The organism is Pistricoccus aurantiacus (genome assembly GCF_007954585.1).
Lineage (GTDB): Bacteria > Pseudomonadota > Gammaproteobacteria > Pseudomonadales > Halomonadaceae > Pistricoccus > Pistricoccus aurantiacus.
Genome location: NZ_CP042382.1, coordinates 3,291,678 through 3,307,666, shown reverse-complemented (window position 1 = coordinate 3,307,666; position 15,989 = coordinate 3,291,678). Strand labels below are relative to the sequence as shown.

Sequence of the window (15,989 nt, the reverse complement as noted above, 5' to 3'; positions counted from 1 at the left end):
GTCTGATCGATGGTCGATCAAGAACTGCAACCCAGCGGACTTGAGGTTAAGCTTGTTAAGCAAACAATCATTTTTTCTTCCTTCAAGGATGCGGTTTCTGGCTGGGGATGCGCTTCATGCGTAACTTGTTGATACTCTGCTTTGCCTATGCGATCAGCCTTTTCTTTCGTGGCATGATTTCGGTGATCGCACCGGAAATCTCGACGGATCTGGCCATGAGCGAAGGGGGACTCGGGCTATTGTCGTCGACCTTCTTCATCAGCTTTGCCGTCGCCCAGATTCCCTGTGGCCTGGCCCTGGACCGGCTGGGCGCACGCCTGAGCATCGGCCTGTTCATGTGGCTGGCGGTGCTGGGTACAGCGCTGTTTTCGATGGCCGAATCCCCGTTACTCGCCTTTGCAGGGCAGGTGCTGATCGGGGTCGGCTGTGCACCGATATTTACCGGAACGATGCTGTTCATCGGTCGCCACTATTCCCCGGAACGCTTTGCCTATTTCACCGCCCTGGTGATCGCGATCGGCAGCATTGGCGACCTGCTCGGCACCACGCCGTTGGCCATGGCGACCGAGTGGCTGGGCTGGCGCTCCGCCTTGCTGCTAGTCATGGTGCTGTCCGCACTCTCGGCGAGCTGTTGCTTGCTGGGGCTGAAACCGGATCGACCCGAGGGCGCGAGTTATTCGTTGCCGGTGATGTTGCGAGGGATGGCGCGTATCACGACCGTGCGCGGAATATGGCCGATCATTCCGATGTTTCTCGCCAGCTATGCGGTGTTGATGGCCATACGCGGGCTCTGGAGCGGCCCTTATCTGGCCGACGTGTTTCAGTTGGATACCAGCGAACGGGGCCATATCATTCTGGCGATGTCGATCGCCCTGGGCGTCGGCACCTTTATGCTGGGAGCGCTGGACCGCTGGCTGCAAAGTACCAAACGGCTGGTGATCGTCACCTCGCTGCTGACCCTGATTCCCTTGTTGCTATTGATGATCTATCCGACCAGGGGCCCCTATTTTGCGATGTGGGCCTTCGTAGCAGTAGGGCTTTTCGGTTTCAACTACCCGTTGTTGATGGCTCATTCCCGGAGTTTTCTCGCGCCGGCCTATCACGGCCGGGGAATGGCGTTTCTGACGGCCTTGAGCTTCATCGGCGTCGCCCTGATTCAGAGCGTCAGTGGCTGGATGATGGAGCTGACCTATGCAATGCACATGCCGCCAGGCGAGCAGTATCGTCTGTTGTTCATCCTACTGGGCGGCGCGCTTGCACTGGCGACACTGGCGTACTGCTTCAGCGATCGGCAAGGCCAGGGAAAGGAGCCGCTCAAGTAAGGGCGTGCATGATGCAGGAGGGGCGATCCTTCGATGCGCTACCCGGCTCGATAGATGGCGCTGGATGCATCAAGGAAGCGGGGTTTTGGAGTCTAGCTGATTCTGTAAGACAGGGGCGATTCCGCCAGCAGACCACGCCCGCCGGCCAGGGTCAAAGCCAGGTCGTGCAACCCGTTCCATAGCGGCACCGGGCTTGCGCCCTTGATCGCAAGATCCAGACGCTGGGCGAACAGCAGGAGCTTGTGAAGCCGCTTGACCGGCAGCCGCTGCAGGGCTTGCCGGTAAGTGGGCTGGCGCTTGTCGAAGATTGGCGGTTTTTGAGATTTGCAGGCGTGCTCGAAACTCTGGCCTTGATCGAGGTGCTGGTGCAGGGAGAGCAGGCTGCGCAGTTCTCGAGTCAGCGCCCAGAGGAGAATCGGCGCTTCCACGCCTTCGTCCTCAAGCCCCTTGATGATACGTGAAACCCGCTCTGATTCACCTTTCAGGCAGGCATCCGCCAGGGTGAAAACATCATAGCGGGCGCTGCTTTCCACGCCGCCGGCAATGGTGTCGACGGTCAGCCGCGCACCCTTGGGCAACAGCAGGGCGAATTTCTGCAGTTCCTGATCTGCCGCCAGCAGGTTGCCCTCGGTACGCTCCCCCAGCAGTCGGGCGGCGTCCATGTCCATGGAAAGCCCATGGCGGCCGGCGCGATCCTGCATCCAGAAGCCCAGGCGCTGATGGTCCACCGGCCATACCGGTACGAATAGCCCGACCTTGTCCAAGGCCTTGAACCATTTGCTTTGCTGCTGTTTGCGATCAAGCTTGTTGGCGCTGATCAGCAGAAGGTCATCGCTGTCCTTGATTCTCTGAGCGTAGCCCTCCAGCGTCTTGCCGCCTTCCTGGCCCGGTGCTTGCGACCCCAGGCGCAGCTCGATCAGCTTGCGGCTGGCGAACAGGGACAGGCTGGCAGCGGCTTCCGTGAGGCGTCCCCACTGGAAGTTGCCCTCCACGTGGTATACCTCTCGTTCCTCAATGCCCTGTTCTCGAGCGGCCTTGCGAACCGCGTCACAGGCCTCCAGGTGAATCAGCGGCTCGTCGCCGGCAACGATGACCACCGGCGGCAGGCGCTTGTTCAAGGCATCCGGCAGCTTGTCGGGAAAGACTTTCATATCAGACGCTATCTGACGCTGTCGACGGACAGCGGGCGAAGCCGATCCAGAAGCTGTTCCGCGGCCCGCTGACGCAGTTCCTGGCGTGCTTCGGTGAGTCGATCGTCCCGGGCCAACAGGTTGCTGTCCTGGGTGTCCACGACGTTGAACACTTCGATTTGCTGAGGATGAATCAGGTAGGCACCGTCTTTCTTGCGCTGTACGGAAAACGGTGCTCGCAGGGTCAGCTCGATATCCTGTTTGCCGGCGTCGCGAATGCCTAGTTCGCGCTCCTGGGTTTCCTCGCGACCCAAGGTAAGGCGCAGCGGCGCGTTCTTGTCCAGCTTTGTGCCGACCTGCTCCAGGGCGTTTTGTACTTCCTCGGTCAGGGGGGCATTCGGTGCCTCCAGAGTCAGGCGCTCGACCCCCAGGGAGGTGTCTCCCAGGCCGCGCAGATGAAAGCCGCAGCCGCTCAGGTTCAAGGTGGCGACACCGAGGATTGAATAGAGCGCCATGCGCGTCAGAAAAGTACGCCGTTGCATATCAAGTTCCCTGCAGAGTCGAGGTCAGCCGACCACGATATTGACCAGTTTGCCCGGTACCACGATCACCTTGCGTACCGTCTTGCCTTCCAGATGACGCTGAACGTTTTCCACTTCCAGCGCCCGGGACTCGATAGCCTGCTTGCTCGCATCCGCGCTAACTTCCAGTCGTGCCCGCAGCTTGCCGTTGACCTGCACCACCAGCTCGAGGGTGTCTCGCGTCAGGGCGCTTTCGTCAAGCCTGGGCCAAGGGGCATCGATTACCGGCTCCGCATGGCCAAGCCGCTGCCATAGCGCGTGACAAAGATGCGGCGTGATGGGAGCGAGCAGCAACACGCTGGCCTCCACCGCTTCTCGAGTCACCGCCAGCCCTTGTGGACTCCTGTCGTCGAATTTTGACAAGGCGTTGGAAAGCTCCATCACCGCAGCGATGGCGGTGTTGAAGGTGGTGCGTCGACCGATATCGTCGCTGGCCTTCTGGATGGTCTCGTGGGTCTTGCGGCGCAGGGTTTTCTGCGGCTCGTCGAGGCTTGCGGTATCAAGTTGCCCCGGCGTGCCTGCTTCCAGATGCTCCTGCACCTGACGCCACAGGCGCTTCAGGAAACGATGGGCGCCCTCGACACCGGAATCCGACCACTCCAGGGACTGCTCCGGCGGCGCGGCGAACATCATGAACAGGCGCACCGTATCCGCGCCAAAGCGATCGATCATCGACTGAGGGTCGACGCCGTTATTCTTCGACTTGGACATCTTCTCGATGCCGCCCATCGCCACGGGCTGACCGTCTTTGATCAGCGTGGCGCTCAGCGGGCGGCCCTTGTCGTCACGGCTGACTTCCACGTCCACCGGATTGAACCACTGCTTGCCGCCGTTCGCGGTGGTGCGATAAAAGGTCTCGGCGATCACCATGCCCTGGGTCAACAGACGCTGAAAAGGCTCGTCGCTTTTCACCAGGCCGAAGTCCCGCATCAGCTTGTGGAAGAAGCGCGCATAGAGCAGGTGCAGGATAGCGTGCTCGATGCCGCCGACATACAGATCCACCGGCAGCCAGTAGTCGGCGCGCGCGTCGAGCATGGCGTCCTTGTTGTCCGCGCAGCAGAAACGGGCGTAATACCAGCTGGACTCCATGAAGGTGTCAAAGGTATCCGTCTCACGTGTCCAGCCGTCGCCGAGATCCGAGAATTCCGGCATCTTCTTCAGCGGCGAACCGGAGGCGTCCACGGTGACTTCCATGGGCAGCGCCACCGGCAGCTCCTCGTCGGTCAGCGGCACGGTCTGGCCCTCCGGGCCGTACTTGACGGGAATCGGCGCCCCCCAGTAGCGCTGGCGGGCCACGCCCCAGTCCCGCAGGCGGAAGTTGGTCTTGACCTCCCCTTGGCCCTGGGAAGCGAGCCGCTCGGCGATGGCGTCGAAGGCGTTTTGGAAATCCAGACCGCTGAACTCGCCGGAATTGATCAGCCTGCCGTATTCGTCGTGGGCGCCTTGGGTAATATCCGGCGCCTGACCGTCGGCGCCGGATATTACCGCCTCGATGGGCAGGTCGTATTTAGTCGCGAACTCCCAGTCCCGCTGATCGTGGGCGGGCACCGCCATCACCGCCCCGGTGCCGTATTCCATCAGCACGAAATTAGCCACATAAATAGGCAGATGGCGGCCGGTCAGCGGATGAATCGCCTGAAAGCCGGTTTCCATGCCGCGCTTTTCCATGGTTGCCATGTCCGCTTCCGAGGTGCCCCCTCTGGCGCACTCCTCGATAAACGCCGCCAGCTCGGGATTATCCTGCGCCGCCGCCCTGGCCAGCGAATGCCCGGCGGCCACCGCCATGTAGGTCACGCCGAAGAGGGTGTCCGGGCGAGTGGTATAGACCTTGAGCGAATCGAACCCGGCGACCTCGAAGGTCAACTCGACCCCCTTGGACTTGCCGATCCAGTTGCGCTGCATGGTCTTGACCTGCTCCGGCCAGTCCACCTTGTCGAGATCCGTCAGCAGTTCCTCGGCGTAATCGGTGATCTTGAGGAACCACAGGGGAATTTCCTTGCGCTCCACGAGAGCGCCAGAGCGCCAGCCGCGGCCGTCGATGACCTGCTCGTTGGCCAGCACCGTCTGATCCACCGGATCCCAGTTGACCGTGGACATCTTCTTGTACACCAAACCCTTCTCGATGAGCTTGGTGAAGAACCACTGTTCCCAGCGATAGTAGTCCAAGTCGCAGGTGGCGAACTCCCGGTCCCAGTCGTAGGCGAAACCCAGCGCCTTGAGCTGGGCGCGCATGTAATCGATGTTCTGGTAGGTCCACTTGGCCGGGGGTACCCGGTTCTGGATGGCGGCGTTTTCCGCGGGCATGCCGAAGGCGTCCCAGCCCATGGGCTGCAGCACGTTCCTGCCCTGCATGCGCTGGAAGCGGGAGATCACGTCACCGATAGTATAGTTGCGCACATGTCCCATATGCAGCTTGCCGCTGGGGTAGGGAAACATCGACAGGCAGTAGAACTTTTCGCGGCTGGCGTCTTCCACCGCCTTGAAGCATTGGTTCTTTTCCCAGTAGTGCTGGGCCTCGCGTTCGATGTCCTGGGGATTGTACTGTGCGTCCATCGGTCTTTGTCGTTACCTTGGGCTGGGGGTGGATGGTAATGCATCGAGAAATGCTTGAAGACGCGGCGATATGGCGTCTAAATGGGCATAAAGCATACCCCAGTCGGCTTTTCACAGGTAGGGGATACCCGAGAATGGCCGTTCGAACGATCCAAGGAGACTTTCATGAGCGAACATCGCGAACCCGAATCTCATTCCGAGGCATCCAGTCAGACGCCGTCGCAAGGCGATCGGCTGCGAGAAGGCTACGAGCGGGTCTTGTCGCGCATGGACGACAGCACTCGTGAGCTTTCCTGGGAGCGACTGCAGGAAGAGCTCGACGACGCGGTAGCCTTCGAGTCGGACGTGGAGGAGTTCACCAAGGACGAACTGGCATTACTGCGCGCCTGGGTGGAACGGGATCTCAAGGAAATGCGGCGCTACCTGGCCGCCGGCGGCGAAGGCGTGGCCAGCTGGCTGGGCATCGATCTGGAGGCGCTGTCACGCAAGATCACCAGCGCGCTATTCTCCATCGCCGATCGCAGTGTGATCGAGCGGGAGCAGTTCGAGGACGACCTGGCAGCCGCTCGCGCGGACTATACCGAAGGCGAGGTAGCGGCGCCGGGGCGCATGGCCTGCGTGCACTGTGGTGCCAAGGTGGTACTGGATCACGTCAAGCGCATCGAGCCCTGCCATGAATGCGGTCATCGCTATTTCGAACGGGCGCCGCAGTAAATGGCTCTAACCCTTTCCTACAGCCAGGCCGCCATCAGCGCGAAGCTTGGCAGGATCACCAAGGACATGCCGGCGGCATACCAGAGGTTGCGCTTGGTCATTTCGAAGCCGTTGACGCCGTAACGGCCTTGCAGCGAGAGATTGATACCGGTCAGCGGCCCCAGGGCGGAGCCGACACCCCAGCAGGTCAGCGCCACGTAGGCGAACAGGGTCGGGTTCGTCGTGGTCATGTCGAGCATTGCCGCCAGGGTCGAGATGCCGATGATCGGGTGCAGGCCCAGCACGGTGCTGACGACGATGGTCAGGTAGCTGAGTCCGGCTTCGAAAGCGCCGAACTGCTCGAATAGCTGCCACTGATCGCCCGCCAGCGCATCGATCAGGGTAGAGAGCCCCAGAGTGAACAGGCCCGCGGAGAGAAACAGCGAAATCTCTCCGCGCATGTTGGGCAGGCGACCGGTGACATGCTGCCCCAGGCGACTGGCGGTGCGCGTGACGCCGTCCGTCAGGTTGGAGAGCAGGGCGACGCCGGGCAGCAAAAAGGTGATGATGCTGATGATCGCAAGCGATGGGATGAGCAGGTAATGAAACAGCATCACCAGCGCCGCCATGGCCACCGGCATCAGCAGGCTCGACGACGACAGGGCGAATCCCTGGACGCTCGCTAGATCGAAGCGCCGATTGGTTTCCCAGGCGGTGAAGCCGCCGGCGAAGGCAGCAAGCGGCAGCCCGAAGGCCAGAATCCAGCCGTACTGCATCTCCGGTACCAACCCCATGGCCACCGCCATGGAAGCGAAGAACGGCGACCACAGCGCCGCGCTGGAAAGCCCGCGATTGAGAGCGATCAGCTGCGGCAGGGCGAGCCCGCCTCGGGCCTTGATATGATCCCCGACCATGAAAACCGCGGATAGGTTGAGGATCGAGCCCAGCAGGTGCGTGCTCGACCAGGTACTGATCACACCTTTGACGCCGGTGGCATCGCGGCCGCCCTGTTGCGGCGGCGTCGCGCCGCTCTTTATCAGACCGATAAAGCTGACCCCTACCAACATCGCTACTACCTGAGCATTGCTCGCGGGAATCGCCGACCAGGGCAACGGCGCCTGATAATACCATCGGCCGATAAGTAGAAAGCCTAGGCCGAGCCCGACGAGAATTCCCGCCTGTTGCCGGGCGCGGCGCGGCAGGTCCTGCCATTCCAGCATCACCGCCAGCCACAGACAGCCGCCTACCAACCATTCCGGTATCGAAAGCCAGGTAAAGCCGGCAATTTGCAGCAGCAATCCACTCAGAATCGCCGCACCGGCGACAAGATGACGCCTGGCGCTAACGGCGGCGAATCGCTGTGAATCGAACATGGCGCTAGCCTGAACAGGAAGGGGGATCAGGCATGCTAGTGATGACGCCTGGCTTTAACAAGTTGCGCTCAATCGACTTGCTTGCGCGTCTCGTCCAGCAGCGCCAGCATCGAGCGGGCCGCGTTGGAAAGGGTACGGTTCTTGTGAAACAGATAGCCCAGGGGCCGCTCGATGGGCAGGTGGTCGATAGGCAGCACGTGAATTTCTTCGTCGATTAAGGTTTCCGGCAGTACGCTCCAGCCCAGGCCGATGGCCACCATCATCTTAAGGGTTTCCAGATAATTGGTGGAGAGGGCAACATTCACCCGAAGGCCATCTCGGGCGAAGGTATCCACTACGATATCTCGAGTGAAAGTCAGATGGCCGGGCAACACCGCATCGAAATTCGATAGGGCGGAAAGCTCGAGGGAATGATGCTCCGCTAAGGGATGATCGTTGCTACAAACGAAACGCAGCCGGTCGATCCATACCGGTTCCACTACCAGTTGCGGGTCGGGCCGGGGCGCCAAGGTGACCACGGCGATTTCCAGCTCTCCGTCCAGCACGTCTTGGTAGGCCTGCTCGGAGTCCAGAAAGCGCATGTCCATGCGCACCTCCGGATGCGCCTGGGTATAGGCCTTGAGGATCGGCGGCAGGCGATGCAGCCCGATATGGTGGCTGGTGGCCATGGTCAGGCTGCCGGTGACATCGCCGCTCAGGTTGAAAAGCGCGCGGCGGCTATCGTCCACCATCACCAGTATCTGCCGCGCCCGAGGCAGCAGCAGTCGTCCGGCTTCCGTCAAGGAAATGCGCCGGCCGATGCGGTCGAAAAGGCGGGCGCCCACCTGTTCTTCCAGGTTGGCGATGCGCTTGCTGACCGCTGGCTGGGTCAAATGCAGATGCTCCCCCGCCAAGGAGAAGGAGCCGCTATCCGCGACGGCGAGAAATGCCTGCAGACTCTGTGTATCCATGAAAACATCTATTCCATAATGGAATTCATTGAATAAATAACATGAATTGCTTTTATGCACGAGTCGCGTAAGACTATTCAAAACAGAAAATATTTTGCGGCACCGTTGAGTCATCGAACGACCGGATTGAGCAAAGGGCCAGAGAGCCCGGGAGAATGACATGGCAGGCCAGACCCTGTACGACAAGCTGTGGCAGCAGCACCTGGTGAAGGAGCGGGACGACGGTACCGCCTTGATCTATATCGATCGTCAGCTATTGCACGAAGTGACTTCGCCCCAGGCATTCGAGGGGCTACGCCTGGCGAATCGCAAGCCCTGGCGCCTGGATGCCAACCTGGCCACGCCGGATCATAACGTGCCGACCACGATCGTCGAGCGCGCCGAAGGCAATGCGGGTATCAAGGACCCGGTATCGCTGATTCAGGTGCAGACCCTGGACGACAACTGTGAAGCCTTCGGCATCGAGGAATTTCGCATCAACGACGCTCGCCAGGGCATCGTCCACGTGGTCGGGCCGGAGCAGGGGGCGACCCTGCCGGGCATGACCGTGGTCTGCGGCGATTCCCACACCGCCACCCATGGCGCCTTCGGAGCGTTGGCTCACGGTATCGGCACTTCCGAGGTCGAGCACGTGCTGGCCACCCAGTGCCTGCTGGCCCAGAAGATGAAGAACATGCAGGTGCGGGTCGAGGGTAAACTGGGTGCCGGCGTTACCGCTAAGGATATCGTGCTGGCGATCATCGGCAGGATCGGCACTGCCGGCGGCACCGGCTACGCCATCGAGTTCGCCGGTAGCGCGATTCGCGATCTCTCCATGGAAGGGCGAATGACCGTGTGCAACATGGCCATCGAGGCCGGCGCCCGGGTCGGGCTGATAGGCGTCGACGATACCACCATCGACTACCTGCGGGATCGCCCCTACGCTCCCAGCGCCGAGCAGTGGGACGCGGCGGTGGCGGACTGGCAAAATCTCGTCTCCGATGACGACGCGGTCTTCGACAAAATGGTGGAACTGGACGCCGCCAAGATTGAGCCCCAGGTGACCTGGGGCACCAGCCCGGAGATGGTCACCGGCGTTTCCGGAAAGGTGCCGGACCCCGCCGCGGAACAGGATGATACCGCCAAACGTGGCATCACCCGCGCGCTCGAGTACATGGGGCTGAAAGCCAATCAGGCGATCACGGATATTCGTCTGGATAAGGTGTTCATCGGCTCCTGCACCAACTCGCGTATCGAGGATCTGCGGGAAGCCGCCAGGGTCGCCAAGGGCAAGAAGGTGGCGGATTCCATCCAACTCGCCATGGTGGTGCCGGGCTCCGGCCTGGTGAAGCGCCAGGCGGAGGCGGAAGGCCTTGATAAGATTTTCACCGAGGCGGGTTTCGAGTGGCGGGAACCGGGCTGTTCCATGTGCCTGGCGATGAACGCGGACAAGCTCGGCGCCGGGGAACACTGCGCTTCCACCTCGAACCGTAACTTCGAGGGTCGCCAGGGCTACGGTGGGCGTACACACCTGGTCAGCCCGGCGATGGCTGCCGCCGCCGCCATCGCCGGCCATTTCGTCGATGTGCGCCGGTTCAACGACGCCGACCAGCTGCAGGAGGCTTGAATCATGCAAAAATTCGAACGTCATCAAGGGCTGGTCGCGCCGCTGGATCGAGCCAACGTGGACACGGATCTGATCATTCCCAAGCAGTTCCTGAAGTCCATTCATCGCACCGGCTTCGGCGTCAATCTCTTCGACGATCTGCGCTATCGGGACGAAGGCTATCCGGGGCAGGATGCGTCAAGCCGTCCGCTCAATCCGGACTTCGTGCTCAATCAGCCGCGCTATCAAGGGACGAGCATTCTGCTGACCCGGCGCAACTTCGGCTGCGGCAGTTCTCGGGAGCATGCCCCTTGGGCACTGGAGGATTTCGGCTTTCGGGTGGTGATCGCGCCGAGCTTCGCGGATATCTTCTACAATAACGCTTTCAAGAACGGCATCCTGCTGATCACGCTTCCCGAGGAGGCCGTGGAGCAACTGTTCCAGGAGGTCGAGGCCACTGAGGGCTATCGGCTGGAGGTGGATCTGGAAAACCAGAAAGTCATCACGCCTTCCGACGAGGCCATCGCGTTCGAGGTGGACGCCTTCCGCAAGCATTGCCTGCTCAACGGACTCGATGATATCGGCATCACCCTGCAGGACGAAGACGCCATTCGCGAGTTCGAGGCCAAGCATCGGCAGGCGCGGCCCTGGCTTTTTCGCGAGACCGCCTGAACGCTTATTCAAGGAAATGTTATGACTTGCAAGATTCTCGTGCTGCCCGGCGACGGCATCGGGCCGGATATCACCGCCGAGGCCATCAAGATCCTCAAGGCCTGCCAGAAACAAGGCCTGGATATTGAAATTGAAGAGGCCTTGGTGGGTGGCGCCGCCTATGACGCGGAGGGCGATCCGCTGCCTCGGGAAACCCTGCTCAAGGCGCAAGCGGCGGATGCCATTCTCCTGGGCGCGGTGGGCGGCCCCCAGTGGGACAAGCTCGAGGACATCGCCAAGCGTCCGGAAAGAGGCCTGCTTGGGTTGCGCAAGGAGTTGGGCCTGTTCGGCAACCTGCGGCCGGCGTTTCTGTATCCGCAGCTGGCGGAGGCGTCGAGCCTCAAGGCGGAGGTGGTATCCGGGCTCGATATCATGATTGTTCGCGAACTCACCGGTGGCATCTATTTCGGCCAGCCGCGCGGCATCGAGGAGCGGGACGGTCAGCGGGTCGGCTTCAATACCTATGTGTATTCGGAAGCGGAAATCGAGCGTATCGGCCGAGTGGCCTTCGAGATGGCTCGCAAGCGCAACCGCAAGCTGTGCAGCGTGGACAAGGCCAACGTGCTGGAAGTCACCATGCTGTGGCGGGAGGTAATGGAACGCCTGGCGCCGGAATATCCGGACGTCGAGCTTTCCCACATGTACGTGGATAACGCCGCCATGCAACTGGTGCGCGCGCCGAAGCAGTTCGACGTGATCGTCACCGGCAACATGTTCGGCGACATTCTGTCCGACGCGGCGGCCATGCTGACCGGCTCCATCGGCATGCTGCCTTCCGCCTCCCTGAACGAAAAGGGCCAGGGCATGTTCGAGCCTTGCCACGGTAGCGCGCCGGATATCGCCGGTCAGAATATCGCCAACCCCCTGGCGACGATTCTTTCCGTGGCCATGATGCTGCGCTATTCCCTGGACGAGCCGGAACTGGCCGGGCGCATCGAACGGGCGGTCAGCCAGGTGCTGGACAGCGATCTGCGTACCGCGGATATCGCCTATGCAGATACCCGCAAGGTGTCCACCAGCGAGATGGGCGATGCGGTGCTCGAAGCCTTTCGCAAGGGCTGAGAGACGAAATTTTTCGTCGCCATGCCTGCTTGCAGGCGTATATTCACAAAAGGAGCATGGCGCTACCAATAAGAGGATATTGTTATGTTGAACGTCGGATTCGTCGGTTGGCGGGGCATGGTGGGCTCCGTGCTGATGCAGCGCATGCAGGAAGATAACGAGTTTCAGGGTATCGAGCCGATCTTCTTCACCACCTCCCAGGTCGGCCAGCCCGGCCCCGAGATTGGCGTGGAGGTGCCGCCCTTGAAGGACGCCTTCGATATCGAGGCGCTCAAGGCGTTGGATGTGGTGGTAACCTGTCAGGGCGGCGACTACACTAAGGAAGTCTACGAGAAGCTGCGTCAGGCGGGCTGGCAAGGCTACTGGATCGACGCCGCCAGCACCCTGCGCATGGCGGACGAGGCCACCATCGTGCTGGACCCGGTCAACCGCCACGTGATCGATGCGCAGCTCGCCAATGGCGCCAAGACCTTCGTCGGCGGCAACTGCACCGTCAGCCTGATGCTGATGGGTCTCGGCGGCCTGTTCGAGGCGGACATGATCGAGTGGATGACCTCCATGACCTATCAGGCCGCTTCCGGCTCCGGCGCCAAGCACATGCGGGAGCTGATCGAGCAGATGGGTGCACTGCGGGACGGCGTCAAGAACGAACTCGCGGATCCTTCCAGCGCCATTCTGGATCTCGACCGTCGGGTGACCGCCACCATGCGCGGTGGCGACTTTCCCACGGACAATTTCGGCGCGCCGCTGGCGGGTAGCCTGTTGCCCTGGATCGATAGCCCCATGGAAAACGGCCAGAGCCGGGAAGAATGGAAGGGCGGTGTCGAGGCCAACAAGATTCTCGGTCTCGCAAACAACCCGATTCCCATCGACGGTCTGTGCGTGCGTATCGGCGCCATGCGCTCCCATAGCCAGGCCTTCACCATCAAGCTCAAGCAGGACGTGCCGCTGGATGAAATCGAGGATCGTCTGGCCAGGCACAACGACTGGGTCAAGGTGATTCCCAACGACAAGGACGCCACTATCGCCGGACTGACGCCGGCGGCGGTGACCGGCACCATGAACGTACCGGTGGGACGGCTGCGCAAGCTGGCCATGGGTGGCGAGTATCTGTCCGCCTTCTCCGTGGGCGACCAGCTGCTGTGGGGCGCCGCGGAACCCTTGAAGCGCATGCTGGCCATTCTGCGGGAGCGGTAAGCATCTCCCGCGAATATTTCCGACGCTTGATTTAGCGAAGCGCCTCTATCCAAGAGGCGCTTTTTTAGTTCACGGGTTATTAACTTTTGTTGATCATTCAGCAACAGATTTTATCGACACCGCGAGGGTAAAGTGAAACCGAACCGTCACGATCAAGGACCGCAAATGAAAGCGAAACTCTCCATCGCCATACTGCTAGTGGCTAGCATGGCAAGCACTGGCGCCTTTGCTTTTAATGAAGCGCCTTCTGTGCTACTCGCTCAGCTTTCGGAGAATGACGCCCAATCCGATACCTCGGCTTCGACGAACGGCGCCGCGACCAGAAGCATCGTCATCGGCGAGGGGGATACCCTGTGGTCTCTGGCGGCGCGCTTGCGTCCGAGTGAGGATATCGCCATCCAGCAGATGGTGCTGGCGCTGGTGGAGGCCAATCCCAGGGTATTTCCCGGGGGCGATCTCAACCGGATGCGTACCGGTCAGCGCCTGGTGGTGCCGTCTCGGGAAATGATCGAGAAGCGCAGCGTGGCGGAAGCAAAACGTCAATACCAGGCGCGCAGTCAGCCCTCCCAGGCGGATGAGACCCAAGCCGAGGTGCCGGCGACCGCTTCCGAAACTGTTACCGAAGAGCCTCCCGCGCGTATCGCCCCGGAGGACGTCGAGAAACCTCAAGAAACAACGCCAATCGTCGATGTATCCGGTGCGAACGCACTCGAAACTTTCAGCGACGCCAAGACGAGCAGCCAGGAAGGACAAAAGGAAATCGAAACGCCACAGTTGGTGGACAGGCGGCTGGCGGCGCTTGCCATGGAAATGGAGCGACAGGCGGATCGCGATGAATTGGAGGCCCTGCGCAATCGTAATCAGGCGATGCGCAATCAGCTGGCGCAGCAGCAGCAGGAACTGATCGCGCTGGAAGCGCGGTTGAGCGCTGCCAATGTTCGAGCCCAAGAGGCAGAGCAGGAGGCGCAGCGCGCCTCGTCGTCAAGCTGGCAGACCTGGGGCTGGGTGGTAAACGCAGTGGTGTTGGTACTGATCGTGGTCGCTCTGGTGCTGTATCGACGCCGCCAGAAAATAAGGTGAAGACAGCATGGGATCGCAAGGTGGCGTTCTAGGCCCAGCGGCGGGATAATGCTCAACCCTTTGATCGATTAGCCGGACTGCCGAGACGCGATGTCATTTTTTGTGCGCCTGAATGAAAGAACTCCTCTTGTCGGCCGTTTAGCGATGGGGGTGGAATATGATGGGAGTGGCTACTGCGGCTGGCAGCGTCTGAAGCACGCACCTTCGGTACAGGCGGCCTTGGAAACCGCGCTTTCCCAGGTGTCCGGTGATACCGTCAAGGTACATTGCAGTGGGCGCACGGATAGCGGCGTGCATGCCACCCGCCAGATCGTCCATCTGGACCCGCCGGTCAAGCGTTCGGAAAAGGCTTGGGTGTTCGGCGCCAATACCAACCTTCCACGAGATATCGCAGTGCGCTGGATCAGGGAAGTCCCCGACGATTTTCATGCGCGGTTCAAGGCCCTGGCCCGACGCTATCGCTACGTGATCCTCAATCAGCCCGGTCGCCCGGTGCTGGAGCGGGCCAACGCGACCTGGTGTCGCGAGCCCCTGGATGACAAGGCCATGCACGCGGCTGCTCAGGCGCTGATCGGTGAGCAGGATTTCTCGAGCTTTCGCGCTGCCGGCTGCCAGTCCAAGACCCCCTGGCGCCACCTGCATTTCATCGAGGTGCATCGTCACGGCCCGCTGGTCGTCGTGGACGTGCAGGCCAACGCCTTCCTTCATCACATGATTCGCAATATCGTCGGTGCCCTGGTGGCAGTGGGTCGAGGTGAACAAGGCGTCGGTTATCTCGCCGAGCTGCTGGCGCTCAAGGATCGTAAGCTCGCCAGCGCCACGGCGCCGGGATGCGGCCTGCATTTCGTCGACTGCGTCTACGATTCGCGCTTTGATCTGCCTCGGGAGCCCTTGGGGCCCAACCTGCTGGCGTTTCTTGGGGAGTGGACCGGTGAACGCGAGCTGCCGGACAATCCGCGCTTTGCGTATCGTCGCGGCCAGCCTGGGTGCGACCTGCCCAGGTGCGATCAATCACAAGGCGAGGCGTTGACAGGGAAGTTGGCCCTGAGCCGGGAGCCTTTAGCGTAATGGCCTCTTTTAAACGTACCCGAGTCAAACTGTGCGGCATGACGCGAGAACAGGATGTGGACGCGGCGGTTGAGGCTGGCGCCGATGCCCTGGGATTCGTGCTGTGGCCGGGGAGCAAGCGAGCCGTCGAGGCGTCGAGTCTGGCGACGCTCTGCGCTCGAGTGCCGGCTCTCGTGACCCGGGTCGGCCTGTTCGTCGATCAGGAGCCGGACTTGATTCGTCTCGTCAGTCGACACCTGGATCTGCTGCAGTTTCATGGCGACGAGTCGGCGTCCTTCTGCGCGTCTTTTGAGCGTCCCTACATCAAGGCCTTGCGCATGCGCGACGGGCTCGATCTGCACGCCGCCGCGGATGCCTACTCGACGGCTCGGGCACTGCTGCTGGATGCCTACAAGCCCGGGGTTCCCGGCGGCACCGGCGAGGCCTTCGACTGGGGGCGAATCCCCGCAACGCTTGCAAAACCTGTTATTCTCGCTGGTGGATTGAGTGCCATCAATGTGGCACGAGCGATACGCCAGGTAAGGCCTTTTGCCGTGGATGTTTCCGGCGGCATCGAGAAGGAACCCGGCATCAAGGATATCGACAAGATCGACGATTTCGTCCGCCAGGTAACCCTGGCGGACACTTGCTGAAGTATCAAGAACCCGCGACCCCAAGAGGTAATTTCGTGACCAAGTTCAGCGA

General features: G+C 61.3%; 14 protein-coding genes. 9 read left to right on the top strand and 5 right to left on the bottom strand.

Translation table 11 applies throughout. The features are described from left to right. Positions 1–116 precede the first annotated feature (116 nt). On the top strand, positions 117–1,322 hold the full coding sequence (locus tag FGL86_RS15645) for an MFS transporter (RefSeq protein ID WP_186764423.1): 1,206 nt from the start codon (positions 117–119) through the stop codon (positions 1,320–1,322). A 92-nt stretch (positions 1,323–1,414) separates the two neighbouring features. Here FGL86_RS15645 and holA read toward each other — a convergent pair whose 3' ends face one another. The 3 genes from holA to leuS are packed head-to-tail and all read right to left on the bottom strand — an operon-like array spanning position 1,415 to position 5,586. Continuing rightward, a complete protein-coding gene (gene holA, locus FGL86_RS15640) occupies positions 1,415–2,473 on the bottom strand; it encodes a DNA polymerase III subunit delta (protein WP_147185631.1) in 1,059 nt (352 codons plus the stop codon). Positions 2,474–2,481: 8 nt separating this feature from the next. Next, positions 2,482–2,994, bottom strand: coding sequence for an LPS-assembly lipoprotein LptE (locus tag FGL86_RS15635; protein ID WP_147185629.1), 513 nt, complete (start codon positions 2,992–2,994; stop codon positions 2,482–2,484). Between the two features lie 24 nt (positions 2,995–3,018). After that, on the bottom strand, positions 3,019–5,586 hold the full coding sequence (leuS, locus tag FGL86_RS15630) for a leucine--tRNA ligase (protein WP_147185628.1): 2,568 nt from the start codon (positions 5,584–5,586) through the stop codon (positions 3,019–3,021). Positions 5,587–5,853: 267 nt separating this feature from the next. On the opposite strand from leuS, the gene FGL86_RS15625 reads away from it, so the two are divergent. Beyond that, positions 5,854–6,300: a zinc ribbon-containing protein gene (locus FGL86_RS15625; RefSeq protein WP_425468329.1), complete on the top strand. Its 447-nt coding sequence runs from the start codon at positions 5,854–5,856 to the stop codon at positions 6,298–6,300. A gap of 17 nt (positions 6,301–6,317) precedes the next feature. On the opposite strand, the gene FGL86_RS15620 is transcribed toward FGL86_RS15625, so the two are convergent. Together FGL86_RS15620 and FGL86_RS15615 are read right to left on the bottom strand one after the other, a co-directional pair. Beyond that, positions 6,318–7,652 carry a hypothetical protein gene (locus FGL86_RS15620; protein WP_147185624.1) on the bottom strand — a complete coding sequence of 445 codons (1,335 nt, stop codon included), beginning with the start codon at positions 7,650–7,652 and terminating at the stop codon, positions 6,318–6,320. 68 nt (positions 7,653–7,720) lie between these two features. Then, positions 7,721–8,602 (bottom strand): LysR family transcriptional regulator, encoded by an 882-nt coding sequence (locus FGL86_RS15615; RefSeq protein WP_147185622.1) that lies wholly within the window; start codon positions 8,600–8,602, stop codon positions 7,721–7,723. A gap of 160 nt (positions 8,603–8,762) precedes the next feature. On the opposite strand from FGL86_RS15615, the gene leuC reads away from it, so the two are divergent. The 7 genes from leuC (at position 8,763) to FGL86_RS15580 (ending at position 15,937) form a co-directional block, all read left to right on the top strand. Continuing rightward, a complete protein-coding gene (gene leuC, locus FGL86_RS15610) occupies positions 8,763–10,208 on the top strand; it encodes a 3-isopropylmalate dehydratase large subunit (RefSeq protein WP_147185620.1) in 1,446 nt (481 codons plus the stop codon). 3 nt (positions 10,209–10,211) lie between these two features. Continuing rightward, entirely contained in the window at positions 10,212–10,859 is a 648-nt protein-coding gene (gene leuD, locus FGL86_RS15605) for a 3-isopropylmalate dehydratase small subunit (RefSeq protein ID WP_147185619.1), read from the top strand. A gap of 21 nt (positions 10,860–10,880) precedes the next feature. Beyond that, positions 10,881–11,960, top strand: a complete 1,080-nt coding sequence (gene leuB, locus FGL86_RS15600; RefSeq protein ID WP_147185617.1) for a 3-isopropylmalate dehydrogenase — start codon at positions 10,881–10,883, stop codon at positions 11,958–11,960. 84 nt (positions 11,961–12,044) lie between these two features. Then, positions 12,045–13,157, top strand: a complete 1,113-nt coding sequence (gene asd / locus FGL86_RS15595) for an aspartate-semialdehyde dehydrogenase (protein ID WP_147185615.1) — start codon at positions 12,045–12,047, stop codon at positions 13,155–13,157. A 165-nt stretch (positions 13,158–13,322) separates the two neighbouring features. Next, complete coding sequence (locus tag FGL86_RS15590; RefSeq protein WP_147185613.1) at positions 13,323–14,237, top strand: FimV/HubP family polar landmark protein; 915 nt, start codon at positions 13,323–13,325, stop codon at positions 14,235–14,237. 144 nt (positions 14,238–14,381) lie between these two features. Continuing rightward, positions 14,382–15,305 carry a tRNA pseudouridine(38-40) synthase TruA gene (gene truA, locus FGL86_RS15585; protein ID WP_425468292.1) on the top strand — a complete coding sequence of 308 codons (924 nt, stop codon included), beginning with the start codon at positions 14,382–14,384 and terminating at the stop codon, positions 15,303–15,305. Next, positions 15,305–15,937 carry a phosphoribosylanthranilate isomerase gene (locus tag FGL86_RS15580; RefSeq protein WP_147185610.1) on the top strand — a complete coding sequence of 211 codons (633 nt, stop codon included), beginning with the start codon at positions 15,305–15,307 and terminating at the stop codon, positions 15,935–15,937. Before truA ends, FGL86_RS15580 begins: the two co-directional genes overlap by 1 nt. Positions 15,938–15,989 lie beyond the last annotated feature (52 nt).